Source organism: Puia sp. (assembly GCF_035546395.1).
Classification (GTDB): Bacteria; Bacteroidota; Bacteroidia; order Chitinophagales; family Chitinophagaceae; genus Puia.
Genome location: NZ_DASZXR010000016.1, coordinates 400,109 through 416,786, shown reverse-complemented (window position 1 = coordinate 416,786; position 16,678 = coordinate 400,109). Strand labels below are relative to the sequence as shown.

General features: G+C 55.9%; 23 protein-coding genes. 18 read left to right on the top strand and 5 right to left on the bottom strand.

Going from position 1 to position 16,678, the window contains the following annotated elements; genetic code table 11:
* Positions 1 to 21: 21 nt before the first annotated feature.
* The 4 genes from VHE34_RS22970 to VHE34_RS22955 all read right to left on the bottom strand — a co-directional run bounded on the left by VHE34_RS22970 (position 22) and on the right by VHE34_RS22955 (position 4,254).
* Positions 22 to 1,605, bottom strand: coding sequence for an amidase (locus VHE34_RS22970; protein WP_325592280.1), 1,584 nt, complete (start codon positions 1,603 to 1,605; stop codon positions 22 to 24).
* A gap of 267 nt (positions 1,606 to 1,872) precedes the next feature.
* On the bottom strand, positions 1,873 to 2,328 hold the full coding sequence (locus VHE34_RS22965) for a DUF6934 family protein (RefSeq protein WP_325592278.1): 456 nt from the start codon (positions 2,326 to 2,328) through the stop codon (positions 1,873 to 1,875).
* A 31-nt stretch (positions 2,329 to 2,359) separates the two neighbouring features.
* Positions 2,360 to 3,115, bottom strand: coding sequence for a LytTR family DNA-binding domain-containing protein (locus VHE34_RS22960; protein WP_325592276.1), 756 nt, complete (start codon positions 3,113 to 3,115; stop codon positions 2,360 to 2,362).
* The gene (locus tag VHE34_RS22955) at positions 3,109 to 4,254 is read right to left on the bottom strand and encodes a sensor histidine kinase (RefSeq protein WP_325592274.1); all 1,146 of its coding nucleotides are present in this window, start codon (positions 4,252 to 4,254) and stop codon (positions 3,109 to 3,111) included. Before VHE34_RS22955 ends, VHE34_RS22960 begins: the two co-directional genes overlap by 7 nt.
* Positions 4,255 to 4,318: 64 nt before the next feature.
* Between VHE34_RS22955 and VHE34_RS22950 the strand changes: the two genes are divergently transcribed.
* Positions 4,319 to 4,564 (top strand): CDGSH iron-sulfur domain-containing protein, encoded by a 246-nt coding sequence (locus VHE34_RS22950; RefSeq protein ID WP_325592272.1) that lies wholly within the window; start codon positions 4,319 to 4,321, stop codon positions 4,562 to 4,564.
* Positions 4,565 to 4,632: 68 nt separating this feature from the next.
* Here VHE34_RS22950 and VHE34_RS22945 read toward each other — a convergent pair whose 3' ends face one another.
* Positions 4,633 to 5,448: a phosphatase PAP2 family protein gene (locus VHE34_RS22945; protein ID WP_325592270.1), complete on the bottom strand. Its 816-nt coding sequence runs from the start codon at positions 5,446 to 5,448 to the stop codon at positions 4,633 to 4,635.
* Between the two features lie 134 nt (positions 5,449 to 5,582).
* Here VHE34_RS22945 and VHE34_RS22940 point away from each other — a divergent pair, with 134 nt between their 5' ends.
* The 17 genes from VHE34_RS22940 (at position 5,583) to VHE34_RS22860 (ending at position 16,671) form a co-directional block, all read left to right on the top strand.
* Complete coding sequence (locus VHE34_RS22940) at positions 5,583 to 6,308, top strand: pirin family protein (RefSeq protein ID WP_325592269.1); 726 nt, start codon at positions 5,583 to 5,585, stop codon at positions 6,306 to 6,308.
* A 1-nt stretch (position 6,309) separates the two neighbouring features.
* The gene (locus VHE34_RS22935) at positions 6,310 to 6,618 is read left to right on the top strand and encodes a hypothetical protein (protein WP_325592267.1); all 309 of its coding nucleotides are present in this window, start codon (positions 6,310 to 6,312) and stop codon (positions 6,616 to 6,618) included.
* On the top strand, positions 6,615 to 7,553 hold the full coding sequence (locus VHE34_RS22930) for a ring-cleaving dioxygenase (RefSeq protein ID WP_325592265.1): 939 nt from the start codon (positions 6,615 to 6,617) through the stop codon (positions 7,551 to 7,553). The genes VHE34_RS22935 and VHE34_RS22930 overlap by 4 nt, the downstream gene beginning before the upstream one ends.
* Positions 7,554 to 7,556: 3 nt before the next feature.
* Complete coding sequence (locus tag VHE34_RS22925) at positions 7,557 to 8,189, top strand: alpha/beta hydrolase (RefSeq protein WP_325592264.1); 633 nt, start codon at positions 7,557 to 7,559, stop codon at positions 8,187 to 8,189.
* A complete protein-coding gene (locus VHE34_RS22920) occupies positions 8,179 to 8,814 on the top strand; it encodes a TetR/AcrR family transcriptional regulator (protein ID WP_325592262.1) in 636 nt (211 codons plus the stop codon). Before VHE34_RS22925 ends, VHE34_RS22920 begins: the two co-directional genes overlap by 11 nt.
* Before the next feature lie 64 nt (positions 8,815 to 8,878).
* The gene (locus tag VHE34_RS22915; protein WP_325592260.1) at positions 8,879 to 9,625 is read left to right on the top strand and encodes an SDR family oxidoreductase; all 747 of its coding nucleotides are present in this window, start codon (positions 8,879 to 8,881) and stop codon (positions 9,623 to 9,625) included.
* An 8-nt stretch (positions 9,626 to 9,633) separates the two neighbouring features.
* On the top strand, positions 9,634 to 10,776 hold the full coding sequence (locus tag VHE34_RS22910) for a DHA2 family efflux MFS transporter permease subunit (RefSeq protein ID WP_325593079.1): 1,143 nt from the start codon (positions 9,634 to 9,636) through the stop codon (positions 10,774 to 10,776).
* Between the two features lie 32 nt (positions 10,777 to 10,808).
* Complete coding sequence (locus tag VHE34_RS22905) at positions 10,809 to 11,372, top strand: NADPH-dependent FMN reductase (protein ID WP_325592258.1); 564 nt, start codon at positions 10,809 to 10,811, stop codon at positions 11,370 to 11,372.
* Positions 11,373 to 11,374: 2 nt separating this feature from the next.
* Positions 11,375 to 11,746 carry a winged helix-turn-helix domain-containing protein gene (locus VHE34_RS22900; protein WP_325592256.1) on the top strand — a complete coding sequence of 124 codons (372 nt, stop codon included), beginning with the start codon at positions 11,375 to 11,377 and terminating at the stop codon, positions 11,744 to 11,746.
* A gap of 68 nt (positions 11,747 to 11,814) precedes the next feature.
* Positions 11,815 to 12,291 (top strand): molybdopterin-dependent oxidoreductase, encoded by a 477-nt coding sequence (locus VHE34_RS22895; RefSeq protein WP_325592254.1) that lies wholly within the window; start codon positions 11,815 to 11,817, stop codon positions 12,289 to 12,291.
* 6 nt (positions 12,292 to 12,297) lie between these two features.
* Entirely contained in the window at positions 12,298 to 13,173 is an 876-nt protein-coding gene (locus VHE34_RS22890) for a creatininase family protein (protein WP_325592253.1), read from the top strand.
* A complete protein-coding gene (locus tag VHE34_RS22885) occupies positions 13,170 to 13,793 on the top strand; it encodes a bifunctional 4-hydroxy-2-oxoglutarate aldolase/2-dehydro-3-deoxy-phosphogluconate aldolase (RefSeq protein WP_325592251.1) in 624 nt (207 codons plus the stop codon). Before VHE34_RS22890 ends, VHE34_RS22885 begins: the two co-directional genes overlap by 4 nt.
* A 19-nt stretch (positions 13,794 to 13,812) precedes the next feature.
* Entirely contained in the window at positions 13,813 to 14,133 is a 321-nt protein-coding gene (gene trxA / locus VHE34_RS22880) for a thioredoxin (RefSeq protein WP_325592249.1), read from the top strand.
* 41 nt (positions 14,134 to 14,174) lie between these two features.
* On the top strand, positions 14,175 to 15,341 hold the full coding sequence (locus tag VHE34_RS22875) for a hypothetical protein (protein WP_325592247.1): 1,167 nt from the start codon (positions 14,175 to 14,177) through the stop codon (positions 15,339 to 15,341).
* 2 nt (positions 15,342 to 15,343) lie between these two features.
* The gene (locus VHE34_RS22870) at positions 15,344 to 15,697 is read left to right on the top strand and encodes a hypothetical protein (RefSeq protein WP_325592246.1); all 354 of its coding nucleotides are present in this window, start codon (positions 15,344 to 15,346) and stop codon (positions 15,695 to 15,697) included.
* 100 nt (positions 15,698 to 15,797) lie between these two features.
* Entirely contained in the window at positions 15,798 to 16,130 is a 333-nt protein-coding gene (locus VHE34_RS22865) for a hypothetical protein (RefSeq protein WP_325592244.1), read from the top strand.
* A gap of 46 nt (positions 16,131 to 16,176) precedes the next feature.
* Complete coding sequence (locus VHE34_RS22860; RefSeq protein WP_325592242.1) at positions 16,177 to 16,671, top strand: DUF3347 domain-containing protein; 495 nt, start codon at positions 16,177 to 16,179, stop codon at positions 16,669 to 16,671.
* The last annotated feature ends 7 nt before the right edge of the window (positions 16,672 to 16,678 follow it).

The following is a 16,678-nucleotide window of genomic DNA, read 5'->3' as shown; positions in this document are numbered from 1 at the left end:
TGCTTGTCTCCGGCGGTTTGCTTACGGGTTCGCCGCGTTGACAAAACCCGGCGCCATCCGTTTCTTCGAAGCCTGCTCGTAGGCGTAGGCCATCCAGATCAGGGCCGGCTCGCTATAGGCCGTTCCCACGAAGGACAACCCTACGGGCAGCCCCAGCACCAGCCCCATCGGGACTGTGATATGCGGATAACCCGCCATCGCTGCGGGCCCGGAGAAGCCGCCACCCGTCCGGTAGTCGCCGGCGACCAGGTCGATACAGCAGGCCGGCCCGCTGGTAACCGAGATAATGGCATCCAGCTGATCGTGCCGCAACAGGTCGTCGATGATGGTTCGCGCCGTGAGCAACTTCTTCAGGGCATCGAGGTATTCGGTGCTGTCGAGTCCGCCGCGGCTGTCACTCCGTTCCAGGGTTTCCTGTTTGAAATAGGGCATGGCCTTTTTCTCGTTGGCCTTGTTGAAGGCGATGACGTCGGAGAGCGTCTTCACCGGGGCGTTGGCCGTGGCGAGGTATTTATTGACGCCGTCCTTGAATTCGTATTGAAGGATCGTGCCTTCTACGGAGCCGGGTTCTGACATGGATTTCTGTAACTCCACTTCGACGATGGTCGCGCCCTGGGCCTTGAGTACGCCGAGCGCCTCCTGTAACGCGGCCACGATCCCTTCATGCCCCGTCAGTGCGGATTTCTCGATCCCCAGCTTTTTTCCTTTCAATCCATTCCCGTCGAGGCCGGTGACGTAGTCTTTCGGGGCCTTCCCCCGGCTCTCCTGTGTCACCGGGTCATCGGCATCGACGCCGGTCAGGGCCGCCAGTAGCAGGGCCGCGTCCTTTACCGTTCGCGCCATCGGCCCTGCGGTGTCCTGTGTCTTCGATATCGGGATGATTCCGCTGCGGCTAAGCAGTCCAACGGTAGGTTTGATCCCGACGATGCCGTTGATGGAGGATGGCGACACCACGGACCCGTTCGTCTCGGTGCCGATCGCCACGGCGCAAAGATTCGCCGACACCGCCGACCCCGACCCCGCGCTCGACCCTGAAGGATTGCGGTTGAGCAGGTAGGGCATCTTCGTCTGTCCGCCCCGGCTGCTCCAGCCGCTCGTGGAGCGGGTGCTCCGGAAATTCGCCCATTCGCTAAGGTTCGTCTTTCCCAGCAGCACGGCGCCCGAAGCCCGCAGCTGGCGGATGATAAAGGCGTCCTTCGCGGCCCGGTGCCCTTCCAGCGCCAGGGCTCCCGCCGTCGTCTGCATCTTGTCGCCCGAGTCGATGTTGTCTTTTATCAACACCGGGATCCCATGCATGGGGCCGCGCACCCGGCCTGCTTTGCGTTCGGCATCCAGTGCTGCGGCGATGCTCAACGCGTCCGGGTTTAATTCGATGACCGCGTTCAGCGCCGGGCCTTTTTTATCGATGGCCTCGATGCGTTTTAGGTATGCTTTTGTTATTGCTACTGCCGTCAGCGACCCGTCGGCCATTTTTTCCTGCAGGTCGGTGATGGTTGCTTCCATAAGGGGGAAGTCCTTGCCGGCTCCTTCCCATTCGGTAAAGGACAGTGCTGAAACGGCCAGCCCGGCGAGCGAGCCGTTCTTTAGGAACTTTCTACGATCCATAATGCAGTTGTTTTAATAATGGACTTGAAAATAGGAAAAAAAAGACCCCCGCGGTCACGCGGGGGTCGCTATAAAATTACAAAGTGATCAATCTTTCGATAGTATCCCTGCCTTCCTCAGCATTGCCTTCGCTGCTTCGTTCTTCTTTAAAATGTAAGGATCGTTACTAAGGTCAGGTATTTCAAAATAACGGGAAGATTTCTTCTTCGCTGTTTTCTTAGACTTCACATTCCTCTTATTTTTGCTTACAATTCCCATATTTCAAAGTTACGCTTTTCTTTCGAAAATGAAACCTTCGTAGTTCTCGCCCTTCCTAAACGGAACGGACTTGCCCGTTGCTGTTTGGCATTGAATATCAAATATTTCGGCGATCATGGAGTAATGAAGCGCAATTTTCATTTGGTAAAGCCTGGTTCTGGCAGGTGTACTCTCTTTTACAACAATCCGACTGCCTGGATAATGCCGGGTAAATTCCTCCGCCGTAGCCGCGACCGTAGCCAAAACTTTATCACGATCCAAATTATTGCTTATGGCAAAATCGTTGAGTTCGTTTGCCACGGCATCATAATCTCCAAATCCGAGGTTGTAATAGGCATGGCCGTCCTCGGTAGCGAGATAACTATAGATGACCAGCTTCCTAATCTTTCCCTTTGGCCCTTCACTAAAGAACTGATATTCCCTGTAACCTCGTGCTCTCCGATACTCATATCTCTCCGGTAACATAACTCCTCTTTTCAACGAGGAGCGAATGTAATTATTTTCTCCCGATCAACGCCATCACCGCCTCTTTATAATTCACGCCAATGGGTATCGTCACCTTTCCCAATTCGATGGAATTCCCGTAGATCGCGCGGATATGGGCGATCGCCACGAGGTAGCTTCGATGGACGCGGATGAACAGCCGCGCGGGCAACAGCTTCTCGAGCTCGTTCATCGTCTGATGCGTCACGAGGGTATAGTCCGGCGTATGGATCTTCAGATAGTCTTTCATTCCCTCCACATACGTTATCTCCGAGAAATTGACGCGGAAGAACTTGCTGTTGGACTTGACGAAGATATGATCGCCCTGCGGCAATGAGGCGATGCCTGCGGAACCCTCGCTTCCGGGGAGGGGCGACCCCGGGGGGCCGGTTATTCCACGACCAGCCGGGGTATACAGGCGTCCATCGAGCAGTTTGTTGACCGCCTTGGAGAACCGCTCGAAGGAAATGGGCTTCAATAAATAGTCGATAACATTGAACTCGTAGCTCTCCAGTGCATATTCGGCGTAGGCCGTCGTGAGCACGACCAATGGCGGGTCGGTGAGGCCGCGGAGAAAGTGCAGTCCGCTGATCCCCGGCAACCGGATATCGAGGAAGATCACGTCGACGTCAAGGGTCTGCAAGGCCTCCATCGCCTCCGGTCCCGTCCGGAAAACACCTACCAATTCCATCCGGTCGATCCGCGAAAGATGGCTTTTGATAACATCCTGGGCCAGGGTCTCATCTTCTACGATGATGCATTTTAACAAGCGGAAAATGTTTTTAGGATTAACGATACCGTAAATGTACTCTTATTTAGGATGACGTCTAAGGTATGCGAATCCGGGTACAGGCTTTCGAGTCTTTCCCGGGCATTGCGCAGCCGCAGCTGGCTGGTCCGGCTTTCGTCCTTATCGGTTTGAATGATGTCCAGGTCGTAGGAGGAGGGATACAGCAGTTCGAGCAGGCTGCGGCTATGGGCCATCCCCATCCCGTTGAGTTTTTTGGCCTGAAGCTCGAGGTCCGTATTGGTGCTGTTGATGACGTTCAGGATCAGCTGGCCGTTGGCCACCCGCAGGGTGATATAGATGAACGGCTCCCCGGAGGTATGGTCCATTGCGTGCTTGAACCCGTTCTCGATAAAGGAAATGAAAAGAAAGGGTTCGATCATCAGCCCTGCCGTTTCCCCTTCTACCACCAGCCGGATATCGGCCTGGTGACGCAGTTTCTCGATCTCGATATAGTTGCGGATGAATTCGATCTCCTTGTCCAGTGGGATCTTGTCCTCATTGCATTCATAGATCAGGTAGCGCATGATATCCGCCAGCTTGACGACGATCTCCGCCGTCCGATCGGATTTCTGCAGGCTTAGGGAGTAGATGCTGTTGAGGGTATTGAAAAGGAAATGGGGATTCAGCTGTGCACGGAGATAGCGTAGCTTGAAAAAGGTATTGTCTTTTTGCATGGCTTCCAGCTGGTCCTTTTCGTCGTCGGCTTTCCGGATATAGAAGATGGCCATCGCAAGGGTCATGTTCGCGATGGTCCACCAGCCTTCCCGGATCATGTGACGGGAGGTCATGGCGAAATATTCCTTCATGGGAAATTCGAGGATCTTGCCGAACAGCGAATAAACGCATAGCAGGAAGGCCTGGATCACCAAAAACGCCGAGATGGAAAGCAGTACCGGGAACCATTTCCGTCCGCGGATCGCCAGCGCGGTACCCATGATCCGGGTATAGATGACATAGGCGGGAAAGACCAGCAAGCTGGCTATCAGCAGGAAGATCCAAAGCCAGCGGAAGGGACTCAGGACCCAGTTGGTCATCGGCTGCAACAGGATGAGGAAGATCCAGTAGAAGGTCTCCAACCGGGGGCGACGTTTTCGCAGCCTGTCGTTATCGTATTCCATGGCCTAAACTATCCTTTGTTCCGGGCACGGGGAAATCTTTTCGACTAATTCCTTACAACGTTCGATGAATTACCTATTTTCGCGCATGCCCACAAAAATCACCGTTAACAACAACGGTTCATTAAAGATTGAAGGAGATTTCGAGATTGTAGACCGTAATGGCCAGCCTTATGGCCTTGGCGGCCGCGAGGTAGTTAGCCTGTGCCGCTGCGGCAGGAGCCAAAACAAACCGTTCTGCGACGGCTCCCACAAGGGGCATTTCGAACACGATGCCACTGCTTTCGATCTTCCGCCCAAGAAGCAGGCTTAACCGGTTCGCATCGCCAACCAGGCAAAATGCCCCGCCTTGTCGGTAAATCACTTAATCCCCTGCCAGGTCTAGCTGAATTTATAGGCCAGCGTCAACCCCGGCCCTGTCGGGCCCACCGGGGCGAAGCTGAGATGTTTGGCAAGCTTCCTGGGCATATGGAACCGCGGGGTCAGTATCCCGGATGCGACGCCTACGATGGCTCCCACCGCGATATCCGAAGGGAAATGTTCTCCCGCCCGGCTCCGCCAGTAGCCGGTCAGCCCGGTGATGACGCCGGCGCCGGTATACCACACCCATTTTATATTCGATTCGGGATGATAGGCCGCCCAGGCTGACGCGATGAAGAATGCCGACGTGCCCACGAGCGCCACATGACCCGCAAAGAAGGAATTCCGGGAATTGGAATTCTGCCGCCGGTCCAACGGGCTCGCCGCCTCATAGGTCAGGGGGCGAAGCCGGGGCACCCAATGCACTGCCGAGCTATACAACACGCCTGTCAGGATCATCGCTTCGCCATAGAGGTAGGTCAGTTTCCCAAAATCCTGCCGCATCCGGTTATCCACTCCAAAGACGATCAGCGGCAATGGGATCGCCACATAGAACGGGACATAGCTCAGTTTATCTATCGAATGGCTGTAGGGATGCACACCCCAGCGATCGAACCCATCCAGGTCGCTTATCCTAAGGCTATTCAGTTTTTCTAGACTGGTCGGGTTTCGCTGACTGATCCTGCTGAAATTGTAAAGGTCCAGCGCCGCCCCGCCCACTGCCAGCGGAATGTCCACCGAAGGCTTGAGCCGGAAGAGCGTGTCTCCGCGCCGCTGTCCAGGCGCACTGCCCGCCAAACCGGCGAAAAGCGCAAAAACTAAAGTTAATCTTCTCATACCGTTAAAGATGCGATGCAAAAGCCGCACAAAAAAGGTATATATAATGGCTTCCTTTGTACATCTGTTTCTTAATCCAGGTTAATGGGCGGCGCTGCCTCAGGGAGTACCTTTGTGTTGTAAAAATAATTACAATGACAACCATCTTACATAAAGCAAACACCCGGGGCCATGCCGATCATGGCTGGCTCAACAGCTTCTTCTCCTTCAGCTTCGCCGGCTACTATAATCCGCAGCGGGTACAGTTCGGCGTTCTGCGGGTGCTCAACGATGATAGGGTAGAAGGGGGTAAGGGTTTTGGCTCCCATCCCCATGACAATATGGAGATCATCAGCATCCCACTGGAAGGCAGCCTGGCGCATGAGGACAATATGGGTCATAAGGGGACCGTCTCCGCCGGCGAGATCCAGGTCATGAGCACCGGCAAGGGGGTCTTCCACAGTGAATACAATAACAGCCCCGACCAGCCCGCCAAGTTCCTGCAGATCTGGGTCTTCCCCAACAAGCTGAACGTGGACCCGAGATACGACCAGGTGCGTCTCGATCCCGCGAAGGGGCACAATGCGTTGCAGCAATTGATCTCGCCCGCGCCTTCGAATGAGGGTACGTGGATATACCAGGACGCCTGGTTTCACATGGGTACTTTCGATGCGGGCCGGAAGATCGACTATGACGTTAAGAAATCCGGTAACGGCGTCTATCTCTTCGTCATCGACGGCGCCTTCCTCTACAACGGCCAGCGCCTCGAGACCCGGGACGGTCTTGGCGTCGTGGATGTCGAACACCTGGATATCGAAGCCGCCGAACCGGGTTCGAGGCTGCTGATCATGGACGTCCCGATGCAAAACAACATCCAATAATATGGAAGTGAATATTTTGGTAGCCGGCCGTGACCGCGCCATCCTGGAAGTCATCCAACGCCTGATCAATGCCCACGAAGGCTGGCATGCGACCGTTACTGAAACGGAAGAAGCCGCCCTAAAGGCTTTCGAAGAAAAGAGATATGCCATCGTCTTTGTCTCCGCCGGTTTCTCGGCGCAGGAAGAAGAGGCAATGCGGCAAAAACTGACAACTCTCGACCCCGGCGTCGTCGTTACCCGTCATTATGGTGGCGGCAGCGGCCTGCTCGAGAATGAGATACTCGGAATATTAAACAAGGAAAAACAATGAAAAATACAATAGCCGGCATCCACCATATCACGGCCATCGCCGGAAATGCCCAGCGCAATTATGATTTCTATACAAAGGTCCTCGGCCTCCGTATGGTAAAACGGACCGTCAACTTCGACGACCCCGGGACCTATCACTTCTATTATGGCAATGAGAACGGAACTCCGGGAACCATCCTGACCTTCTTCCCCTGGGAAGGAATCGTCGGGGGCCGGCCGGGTACGGGCATGGCGACCGATATCGGTTACTCTGTTGCTCAAGGCAGCCTGGACTTTTGGGCCGAACGGTTCGAAAGGAATGGCGTAAAGGTTCAGCCGCAGACTCAGCGATTCGGTGAAACGGTCCTGCCCTTCCAGGACCCCGATGGCCTCAACATCGACCTTATCGTGCCGCGGGAACCCGATAGCCGGGTACCCTGGACGACCTCCGAAGTGAAGGCGGACGCTGCGACAAAAGGCTTCCACAGCATTACCCTCACGCTGAAGAGCATCGCGCCCACCGCATCGCTCCTCACGGAGGTGTTCGGTTACGAACTGAAAGGCCAGGAAGGCGATCGTTACCGGTTTATCACCCCTGCCGCCGATACGGCTTCCATTATCGACCTCGTGGAAGCGCCCCAGGGCGCCCGCGGGCTCAACGGCGGAGGGACCAATCACCATGTTGCCTTCCGGGTCCCCAATGAAGAGGTCCAGATGGAATTCAGGGAGAAGATACTCAGCCGCGGCCTGCACATCACTCCGAAGATCAACCGCGACTATTTCTATTCGCTGTATTTCCGCGAACCCGGTGGCGTCCTCTTTGAACTGGCGACCGACAATCCCGGCTTCACCGTCGATGAGCCGCTCAACGAGCTGGGAACGCATCTGAAGCTGCCGGCTCAGTACGAATCCTCGCGCGCGGCCATCGAAAAGACACTGCCAGCCCTCAATAGCTAAACCATGCACACACTCGATTATATCACAGCAGGAAAAGATCTCATAGGATCAGGCAAGGCCCTGATCCTTCTCCACGGCCGCGGCGGCTCTGCGGACGACATCCTCGGCCTCGCCGATGCCCTCCCGGTGGACGACTTTGCCCTCTTCGCGCCAAAGGCTGCTGCCCATTCCTGGTATCCGTACTCGTTCATGGCGCCGATCAGCCAGAATGAGCCCTGGCTCACGAGCGCCCTGCACGTGGTGAAGCAGCTGGTTACGGATATCAACAACCAGGGGATCCCCAACGAAAATATCTGGTTCGCCGGCTTTTCGCAAGGCGCCTGTTTAACGCTCGAATATGTCGCCCGCAACGCTTCCCGCTATGGCGGCGTGGCGGCCTTTACCGGCGGCCTGATCGGCGACCGGGTCTATACCCAGCACTATAGCGGGGACTTCCGTAATACCCCGGTCTTTATCGGTACGGGCGATCCCGATGTGCATGTTCCCGTCGCCCGTGTCCACGAGACTACGGCGCTGCTGCAAACGATCAACGCCGCCGTCACCGAGCGGGTGTACCCTGGCATGGGCCATACCATTACCACCGCCGAGCTTGCCGAAGCCGCTGAAACAGTGTTCAAAAATAGATTTGGAAAATAATACCGATTGGTACAATTTTGTGCTGTCAAAGGAAGGGAATATGAGCAAGGCCGAAAAAACAAGACAGTTCATCATCGAGAAGACGGCGCCCATCTTCAATAAGAAGGGGTACGCCTCCACTTCGCTGAGCGACATGACCGATGCTACCGGCCTCACCAAGGGCAGTATCTACGGCAACTTCGCCGACAAGGACGAGGTTGCCCTGGCGTGCTTCGATCACAATCATCGCGTCGTTCGTGAGACGGTCGGCATGGAAATGGCCCGGCGAACGGGCTATCGCGACAAACTCCGCGTCTATGTAGACGTGTACAGCGGCAACGGCAAGTTCAACCTGGTGCCCGGCGGTTGCCCGATCCTCAATACTGCGATCGAAGCTGCCGATACCCATCCTGGCCTCAGGAAAAAGGCCGCCGAGGCGATCGAACTCTGGAAACAGAAGATCGTTACGCTTATCGAAGCGGGAAAGGCCAGCAAAGAGTTCAAATCCATCACCGATTCCGAACAGGCTGCTCTCTCCATCATCGCCCTTCTCGAAGGCTCGATCATGATCCGCAGAACGGTCGGCCAGGCCGGCTATGGCAAGCCGCTGATCGCCGCCGTTGAAAACATCATAAACGCGCTTTGATTTTTTTTGCCATAAAATATACCAATCGGTATAAAATAAAATAACTGCATTAAAAAGTACAAAAATGAACACGACAAACAACACCATCCTCATCACCGGCGGCAGCGCCGGCATCGGATTCGAATTTGCAAAGGCCCTCAGCGCCAACAACAAGATCATCATCACTGGCCGCAACGAAGCCCGGCTGAAGGCTGCCCTCGACAAGCTGCCCAATGCAACCGGTATCCTTGGCGACGTCGCCAATGAAAAGGACGTCGCGAACCTGGTGGCCATCCTCCACAAAGATTATAGGGACCTCAACATCGTCATCAACAATGCCGGGAAATCCGCTCCCGTGTATCATCTCGCCACTGAAACAGACGCCTTCACAAAGGCAAGTGAGGAGATGCTCACCAACTATCTCTCCGTGATCCGCCTCAACGAGCGGCTCCTGCCGCTGCTGAAAAAGCAGAAAGAAGCAGCGATCGTCAACGTCAGCTCCATCGTGGCTATCGCTCCCGGCGGCCGTCTCCCAAGCTATTCGGCCAGCAAAGCTGCCTTGCACAGCTATACGATCACCCTGCGTCAGCACCTGGCCAATACCAGCGTCAAGGTATTCGAGATCTATCCGCCTCTCGTCGCCACCGAATTCTCTGCCGAGATAGGCGGTCTGGTCAACGGCATCGCTCCCTCCGTCGTTGCAAACGACCTGGTGAAAGGCCTTGAAGAAAACAACTTCGATATCCGCGTGGGCCAGACAGCCGATGTCTATCAACTCTATCTCTCCAATCCTGCCCAGGCTATTGCGGCCCTGAGCGGCGCCGAAGCATAAAATAAACAATCACCAGCTTCCTGTCGGCAACCTTCGGTCGCCGCAATTATTATATCGGCTCGGTGATCATTTTTACGGTCTTTTCCTTTCTTTGCGGCCAGGCCACCAATATCTGGATGCTGGTGGCCTGCCGCTTCTTCCAGGGCATGGGCGGCGGTGCGCTGCTCTCGGTTTCGGCCTCGATCGTGTATGAGCTGTTTCCGAAAGAAAAGCAGAATGTCGCCAGCGCCCTCTTCGGCGTCGGCATCTTCGTGGGACCCACGATCGGTCCGACCCTTGGCGGCTTCATCACGGAGAATTATAGCTGGCCATGGATCTTCTACATCAATGTTCCCATCGGTATCGCGGTTGCATTGATCTGCAGCCGGTTGCTGGGCGAACCTCCTTACAAACCTGCGGCGGGCCGGATCGATTATGCCGGCATCGGGCTTCTCGCCGTCGGGGTCGGATCGCTTCAAACCGTGCTCGAGCGCGGGGAGACCGACGACTGGTTCAGCGCCAACTATATCGTTATCCTCACCGTTGTCGCCGCGCTGTGCTTATCCTTGTTTATATATTGGGAGCTGAAGGTAAAAAGCCCGGTTGTCAACCTGCGGGTGCTTAAGAGCAAGAACCTCAGCATCGCGGCCCTGCTCACCTTTGTTTCCGGGATCGGGCTTTTCAGTAGTGTCTACCTGACGCCGGTGTATGCACAGCGGCTGCTGGGATTCGCCATCATTACCGTTCCGCTTTCCACGCTGGCCATCTCCGGACTCGAGCCAAAGGACATGCCGCAGGGTAGGGCCCTGAACAATATGATGCGGCAATTGGGCGGGTCGTTCGGCATCGCCATGGTCAACACCTATCTCACCCGCCGCGGGGCGGTGCACCGTACGGACCTGGTGTCGCATATCAACCCGGGTGATGCACAAGTGGCCAGCCGGCTTTCCAACTATACGCAATATTTTGTCGGCAAGGGCGCCACCCTTGCCGATGCCCAGCACCAGGCCCTCGGCCTCCTCGATGCAACGGTCAACCGCCAGTCCAGCGCTCTCAGCTTCGGCGACACTTATCTGCTGCTGGGCGCCATTTTCCTGGGTAGCCTGCCTTTTCTGCTGCTCGCGCGAAAGCGCAAGGGCGCCAAGCCACAGGTGGCTTTGGCCGATCATTAGGGCATACCCCCAAATTTTGTAAATTTGGGGGTATGAATGTCCTTCTCTTCAATGGCTGCAGCGACAACCGCCCCGATACGACAGGTCGCAGACTCTCCGCCTACCTGCATGAGCAGCTGCTCGAAAAAGGTTACACCGTATCCCAGGTCAATGTCTCAGACGCCCACATTCCCTTCTTCGAACTCCGCCAGCCCAACCCGCCGGCCGAGGTCGAGGCCATGGTAGAGGCCTTTACCAAAAGCGATCTCCAGATCTGGCTGACCCCCCTCTATCATGGCGGCATGACCGGGGCAATGAAGAACTGTCTCGACTGGCTCGAACTCACCTCCCGACGCGAGAAACCGTATCTCACCGACAAGGTCGTTGGGTTGGTCTGCTGGGCCGACGGCGGCCAGGCCATGCAAGGCATCAACGCGATGGACGCCGTCGCAAAAGCCCTCCGCGCCTGGGTCATCCCCTATACCGTTCCCCTCGTAAAAAGCCAGATCTATACCGATACCCACCGCCGCGAGCTTTCTGTCGAGCATACCCGAAAACTCGATCGTCTCGTCAACCTTCTCGGTAACGCCGCCCAGGCCTTCACCATAACATCCTAAGCATGGCCCGGTCCACCAAAAAGATCCTCCCCGAAAAAGATATCCGCGTCAACGGGAGCCTTTGGCTCGAACACGAAGGCCGCCGATTTTTCGGCCCAGGACCCGTTCAACTGCTCGAAGGCATCGAAGAGACCGGCAGTATCAGCAAGGCCGCCAAAAAAATGCAGATGTCCTATAAAAAGGCCTGGGACATCGTCAACAACCTCAACACCACCGCCAACACGCCCCTTGTGATCACCGCTACCGGCGGCGAAAAGGGTGGGGGAAGCAGGATCTCGCCAGAGGCGCGCGACCTCATCGCCGGGTACAAACAACTCCGCCAGCGCTTCGCGGCTTTCCTCGAAGAGGAATCCAAACGCGTACAAAAACACTGATCGCCCATCGCCCCCAGTATCGGAAATTCGCTACCTTCGGTGCGTTATATTTTTAAATATATTACGCAATGAAAGCATTCACCTTCGTCCTGCTTTTGTCCATCTCGCTTGGCGCCACGGCCCAACAGGTCACCGTCGGCGGCGAGGTCACGACCCCACTGGCCCTTACCGCTGCCGATCTCGCGGCCATGCCACGAACCACCGCCGTCTCGAAGGATAAGCAAGGCACGCCGCATACCTTCCAGGGAGTGGCCCTCGCCGATATCTTTAAGAAGGCCGGCGTCACCACAGGCCGCGATCTTCGTGGCGGGAACCTCGCCAAATACGTCCTCGTCACCTGCGCCGACAACTACCAGGTCGTCTTCTCCCTGGCCGAACTCGACTCGAGTTTTACAGATAGGGTAGTCATCCTTGCCGACCAAATGGAAGGCAAACCCCTGGCCGCCGCCACCGGTCCCTTCCGCGTCATCGTCCCCGGCGAAAAAAAGCCCGCCAGAAATTGTTTCCAGGTGACTGCGATAGACATTAAATTCGCTAAGAAATAATGTCATATGAAGAAATTTTTCGGGGTCCTCCTCGCAGCCACAACCACCGCTGCCTATGGCCAGCAACCGCCGACCCACTCCCGCTGGGATGAACTCACCGCCAGCGACTGGCCCCGCGCCCTGGCCGCCTCCAACCACACCTGTATCCTGCCGATCGGCATCCTCGAGAAGCATGGTCCCCATTTACCGATAGGGTCCGATTTGATCCAGGTCCGGGAATGGTCGGCCCGCGCCACGAAAAAGGAATATGCGGTGGTCTTCCCCGATTACTTCTATGGACAGATCAACGAAGCCCGCCATGTCCCCGGCTCCTTTGCCCTTCCCGAACGCGTCGTATGGGATCTGCTCGAGGCCACTTGCGACGAGATCGCCCGCAACGGGTTTGACAAGATAGTCATCATCAACGGCCACGGCGGGAATCCCGAACTGATCCGGTACTTCATCCAGACCCGCCTCGAGAAAGCCCGGCCCTATGCGGTCTATTTCTTCGAGCCGGGTAGCGACAGCAGCTTCCGGAGGCAACTGGCCGCCGTGCACAAATCCGATCCCGCCGGCGACCAGCATGCGGGCGAACGCGAGACTTCTTCGATACTTTACCTGCGTCCCGACCTGGTAGAGATGGATTCGGCAAAGAATCAGTCCGGCCTCAACCAGCACCGGCTGAATATTCCCAATGTCTACACCGCCATCTGGTGGTATGCGGACTTTCCCAATCACTACGCCGGCGATGGTTCGAAGGCGACAAAAGAGGAAGGGCAGTTGGTGAACGAACACTATATCGGGCAACTGGCCGAGGCGCTGAAGGCGATCAAGGCCGACACGAAGACCCTGCAGCTGCAAAAAGAATACTTTGATAAAGTACCGCTCACTCCGCGTCCATGAACACCCTCCAGCAAATAAGAACCCACCGGGTCGTCGCCATCCTTCGCGGCTGCGACCCGGCTCATATCCTTCCGATCGTTGAAGCGTTGTATGCCGGCGGCATCCGCCTGCTGGAGATAACGCTTAACTCGCGGGATGCTTTGAACGCGATAAAAGAAACGGCTGGGAAATTCGGCGAACGGCTCGTTGTCGGCGCCGGCACCGTCCTTACGCCCGGCGAGGCGCAATCGGCTATCGACGCCGGTGCAAAGTTTGTGCTTTCCCCTTCTCTTGATATTTCTACCATTCAACGGACAAAAGAGCTTGGCGCCGTCAGTATCCCGGGCGCTTTTACGGCAACGGAGATACTCACGGCCTGGCGCAACGGCGCGGACATGGTCAAGGTGTTCCCCGCATCCGTCGGGCCGCACTACTTCCGCGATCTGAGAGGTCCGCTGCCGCAGATCCCGCTGATGCCTACCGGCGGCGTCAACCTCGAAAATATCCGCCAGTTCCATCATGCGGGTGCGGCCGCCTTCGGCATCGGCAGCGCGCTGGTGTCCGCAACCGATGAACTCACTCCCAGCTACTTACAACAGCTTACGACTTCTGCCGCAGCTTACATGGCGGCAATTGCCTAAATTTGCAAAAAAGAGTCGTATGGAAACAACGGCAAAACCCTCCTTTGGAGATTTGATAAAAGGGCACAAGCCTGTATTGGTTGACTTCTCGGCCGAATGGTGCGGCCCCTGCAAAATGATGCCGCCGATCCTGAAAGAGTTGAAAGAAAAGGTCGGCGATTCGGTCACCATCCTCAAGCTGGACATCGATAGAAATCCGGCGGTCGCCACTGCCTATGGCATCCAGAGCGTGCCCACGCTCATCGTCTTCCGCGATGGCCAGGTAAAATGGCGTCAAAGCGGCGTTTTGCGCGCAGATGAGATCAAGCAGGTCCTGGATGGCGTTCTCCGGCAAGGATAATCAGGCCAAAATCCTTAATTTGGCGGATCGAACCTCATCGCATGAAATTCACCGTTTCTGTCTGCCTGCTGTTGGCAGCCCTGTCCCTGATCGTTGTTACCGGCCCGGCCTGTAAAAAGACGGTCACCAAAACAGTCACGGACACCCTTCGTCACGCCTGGCAGCCTGTTCCGCTGATCAACAACTATGCGAATGCGGCATTGTCCAGCTATAATGCCGGCGACTCGATCCTCGCCGTGGGCGGTTCCTTCAACCTGATCCAGGTACCGGTAAAAACCTTCAACAATCTCATGGGTTTTTATCTGCCGGGAACGACCATCGTTCAACCGACTTACGTCGCGCCCTATATAGATGGCGCCGCGATCTGTTTTGTGACGGCGACAACGCTTTACGTCGAAAGTAACCCGCCGCACGACCAGTATTCCGTGTTGTCCTATACGCCCCAGTATACGCCCGGCGAGTATAGCATTTTCAAGCAGGTCTGTATCTATCCCTCCCAGTCGTATCCGGGTACGGATTATCCGCTTGTCCGGGACCGTTATGCATTGACGCCTGTGGAATCGGTTGGCGCCGGCAATAAACAGGCCCGGTTCGATCTCATCTACTTCGACTCGGCCAAACTCCTTAGCCCCTTTGCCTTGGGCGATACCCCGCATGTAAAGCGGCTCATCCTGCAGGCAGACCCCACGACCATTGGCTTCATCAGCAGTAACTATTTCTGCGCGGCCTTTTACGACAAGTTCTTTGTCTCTTACGGCGGTCAGTTCTTCCGCATCGATACGGCCGGGAACGTAAAGGGGTTCGGCTATTCCCCGGCCCCATACCCGAAGAATTTTGGCACTGCCAATATGTTTCAGTACGGGAATACCCTTTTCGCCAATTTCAGCGGAGTCTTCTATGCTTCGACCGACAGGGGAGAAACTTGGACCCTCTTCAACGATTTTACCGGCACCACGGCCGGCTTATTGACTTACCGGATGGTGGGCAACGATCTCTATGGTACCCTTGGGGACCTCGACATGCAGATCTGGAAAGTGGCGATCTCCGGGAATACCCTCGATTTCAGCGAGCTCAATAACGACGGGCTCCAGTCCAACCTCGTGACCTCTCTCACCAAATGCGGTCCGTATGTTTTTGCCACGACTCCCACGGGCGTCTTCTATCGGGACACCGCCTATTTCAATCAATTAAAAACTCCCATCCGCTAGCCATGAAAAGATTCTTCCCCCTCCTTTTACTGGCGATGACAGCCTGTAAGAAGAACGATGGCGGCAACAACGCCACGGCGATCCTCGGCAGCTGGCGGTATACCGGAAACAATGCAATGATCGGAGAGAACCTCGGAGATACTCTTCGGTTCGCAAAACCGGACACGGTCTATTATACATTTCAGGGCTCGACTACCTGGAGCAACTACCGCGTCCAGGGGAGCAGGCTGGTGCTTATCGGCAGCGGGGCGAACGACACCCTGGTCATCCGCCGTCTCGATGCGACTCAACTGCAGCTGGTCATCGACGATCCGCTGCTGAAGGATACGGCCGCCTTTCAGAAATTTACCCCTTAAGGTAGCCGGACAACGCGCCTCAATTTTATAAACTTTTTACCGTTTTCGGCGTTACCTTTGGGCAAGGCCGCCGGAGGCGGCTTACAAGACATCAGCGAGCATGCAAAGAACGCGTCGGATAGCCTTTATGTTGTTGTTGGCCTTTACCGCCAACTTCACCGTTTTTTGCCATTGCGCCAAGGCCCAAAAGCATTCGTGTTGTTGCGGGAAGAAGGAGAAGAAGGGACCCTGCAACAGCGTGCAGGCCGTCAAGTTCAACCTGGTCGAAAAGCAATTGGCCGACGCCATCGAGGCGGCCCCGGTCCCGGTTATCCAGCTTATCCTCCCGCGCCCGCGCACTGAGGCGGCAAAGGTACTCAAACCTGCAACTTCCGGCAACGCCAAACATCCTCCGCCCGATATTCCCGTCTTTCAACGGCGGCTTTTGATTTGATCCCGGTTGAAAAGAACCCATTTTTAATCATTCAATCCATCAAATTATGAAGCACATTATAGCCGTCATCGGCGTCCTCGCAGTGACCTCGCTCTTTGCCCATCTCAATGCCCAAAATATCGTTTTAGGCCCGGTTCTTACCGACTATTATAGCGTCAAGGACGCCCTCGTCGGCAGCGACGCAAAGGCCGCCGCCGAAAAAGCCGGGACCCTCGTCAGGGACATCGACGGCGTCGACATGCACGCCATTCCCGCAAAAGACCATATGGCCTTTATGTCCCTCAAGGACAAGCTGGCCTTCGACGCCCGGCATATTTCCGAATCCACCGACCTGGCGCACCAGCGCGAGCATTTCGCCAGCCTTTCGGCCAATATGGCCAGCCTTGCCAAAAAGGCCAGGCTTTCGGAGCAGCCTGTCTACCAGGAGTACTGTCCCATGAAAAAGTCTTCGTGGCTCAGCAACGACAGCAGTATCAAAAACCCCTATTACGGCAGCAGCATGCTTACCTGCGGGAAGGTAACCGGCACTCTCAAACCCTAAGCTCCGC

Bases quoted from the DNA above. Each gene is read 5' to 3' on its own strand.
- VHE34_RS22870 (WP_325592246.1), top strand. From the start codon at position 15,344: ATGAAAAGATTCTTCCCCCTCCTTTTACTGGCGATGACAGCCTGTAAG.
- VHE34_RS22935 (WP_325592267.1), top strand. From the start codon at position 6,310: ATGGAAGTGAATATTTTGGTAGCCGGCCGTGACCGCGCCATCCTGGAA.
- trxA (WP_325592249.1), top strand. From the start codon at position 13,813: ATGGAAACAACGGCAAAACCCTCCTTTGGAGATTTGATAAAAGGGCAC.
- VHE34_RS22965 (WP_325592278.1), bottom strand. From the start codon at position 2,328: ATGTTACCGGAGAGATATGAGTATCGGAGAGCACGAGGTTACAGGGAA.
- VHE34_RS22895 (WP_325592254.1), top strand. From the start codon at position 11,815: ATGAAAGCATTCACCTTCGTCCTGCTTTTGTCCATCTCGCTTGGCGCC.
- VHE34_RS22905 (WP_325592258.1), top strand. From the start codon at position 10,809: ATGAATGTCCTTCTCTTCAATGGCTGCAGCGACAACCGCCCCGATACG.
- VHE34_RS22955 (WP_325592274.1), bottom strand. From the start codon at position 4,254: ATGGAATACGATAACGACAGGCTGCGAAAACGTCGCCCCCGGTTGGAG.
- VHE34_RS22950 (WP_325592272.1), top strand. From the start codon at position 4,319: ATGAATTACCTATTTTCGCGCATGCCCACAAAAATCACCGTTAACAAC.
- VHE34_RS22860 (WP_325592242.1), top strand. From the start codon at position 16,177: ATGAAGCACATTATAGCCGTCATCGGCGTCCTCGCAGTGACCTCGCTC.
- VHE34_RS22900 (WP_325592256.1), top strand. From the start codon at position 11,375: ATGGCCCGGTCCACCAAAAAGATCCTCCCCGAAAAAGATATCCGCGTC.
- VHE34_RS22865 (WP_325592244.1), top strand. From the start codon at position 15,798: ATGCAAAGAACGCGTCGGATAGCCTTTATGTTGTTGTTGGCCTTTACC.
- VHE34_RS22875 (WP_325592247.1), top strand. From the start codon at position 14,175: ATGAAATTCACCGTTTCTGTCTGCCTGCTGTTGGCAGCCCTGTCCCTG.
- VHE34_RS22970 (WP_325592280.1), bottom strand. From the start codon at position 1,605: ATGGATCGTAGAAAGTTCCTAAAGAACGGCTCGCTCGCCGGGCTGGCC.
- VHE34_RS22930 (WP_325592265.1), top strand. From the start codon at position 6,615: ATGAAAAATACAATAGCCGGCATCCACCATATCACGGCCATCGCCGGA.
- VHE34_RS22925 (WP_325592264.1), top strand. From the start codon at position 7,557: ATGCACACACTCGATTATATCACAGCAGGAAAAGATCTCATAGGATCA.
- VHE34_RS22890 (WP_325592253.1), top strand. From the start codon at position 12,298: ATGAAGAAATTTTTCGGGGTCCTCCTCGCAGCCACAACCACCGCTGCC.
- VHE34_RS22940 (WP_325592269.1), top strand. From the start codon at position 5,583: ATGACAACCATCTTACATAAAGCAAACACCCGGGGCCATGCCGATCAT.
- VHE34_RS22915 (WP_325592260.1), top strand. From the start codon at position 8,879: ATGAACACGACAAACAACACCATCCTCATCACCGGCGGCAGCGCCGGC.
- VHE34_RS22885 (WP_325592251.1), top strand. From the start codon at position 13,170: ATGAACACCCTCCAGCAAATAAGAACCCACCGGGTCGTCGCCATCCTT.
- VHE34_RS22945 (WP_325592270.1), bottom strand. From the start codon at position 5,448: ATGAGAAGATTAACTTTAGTTTTTGCGCTTTTCGCCGGTTTGGCGGGC.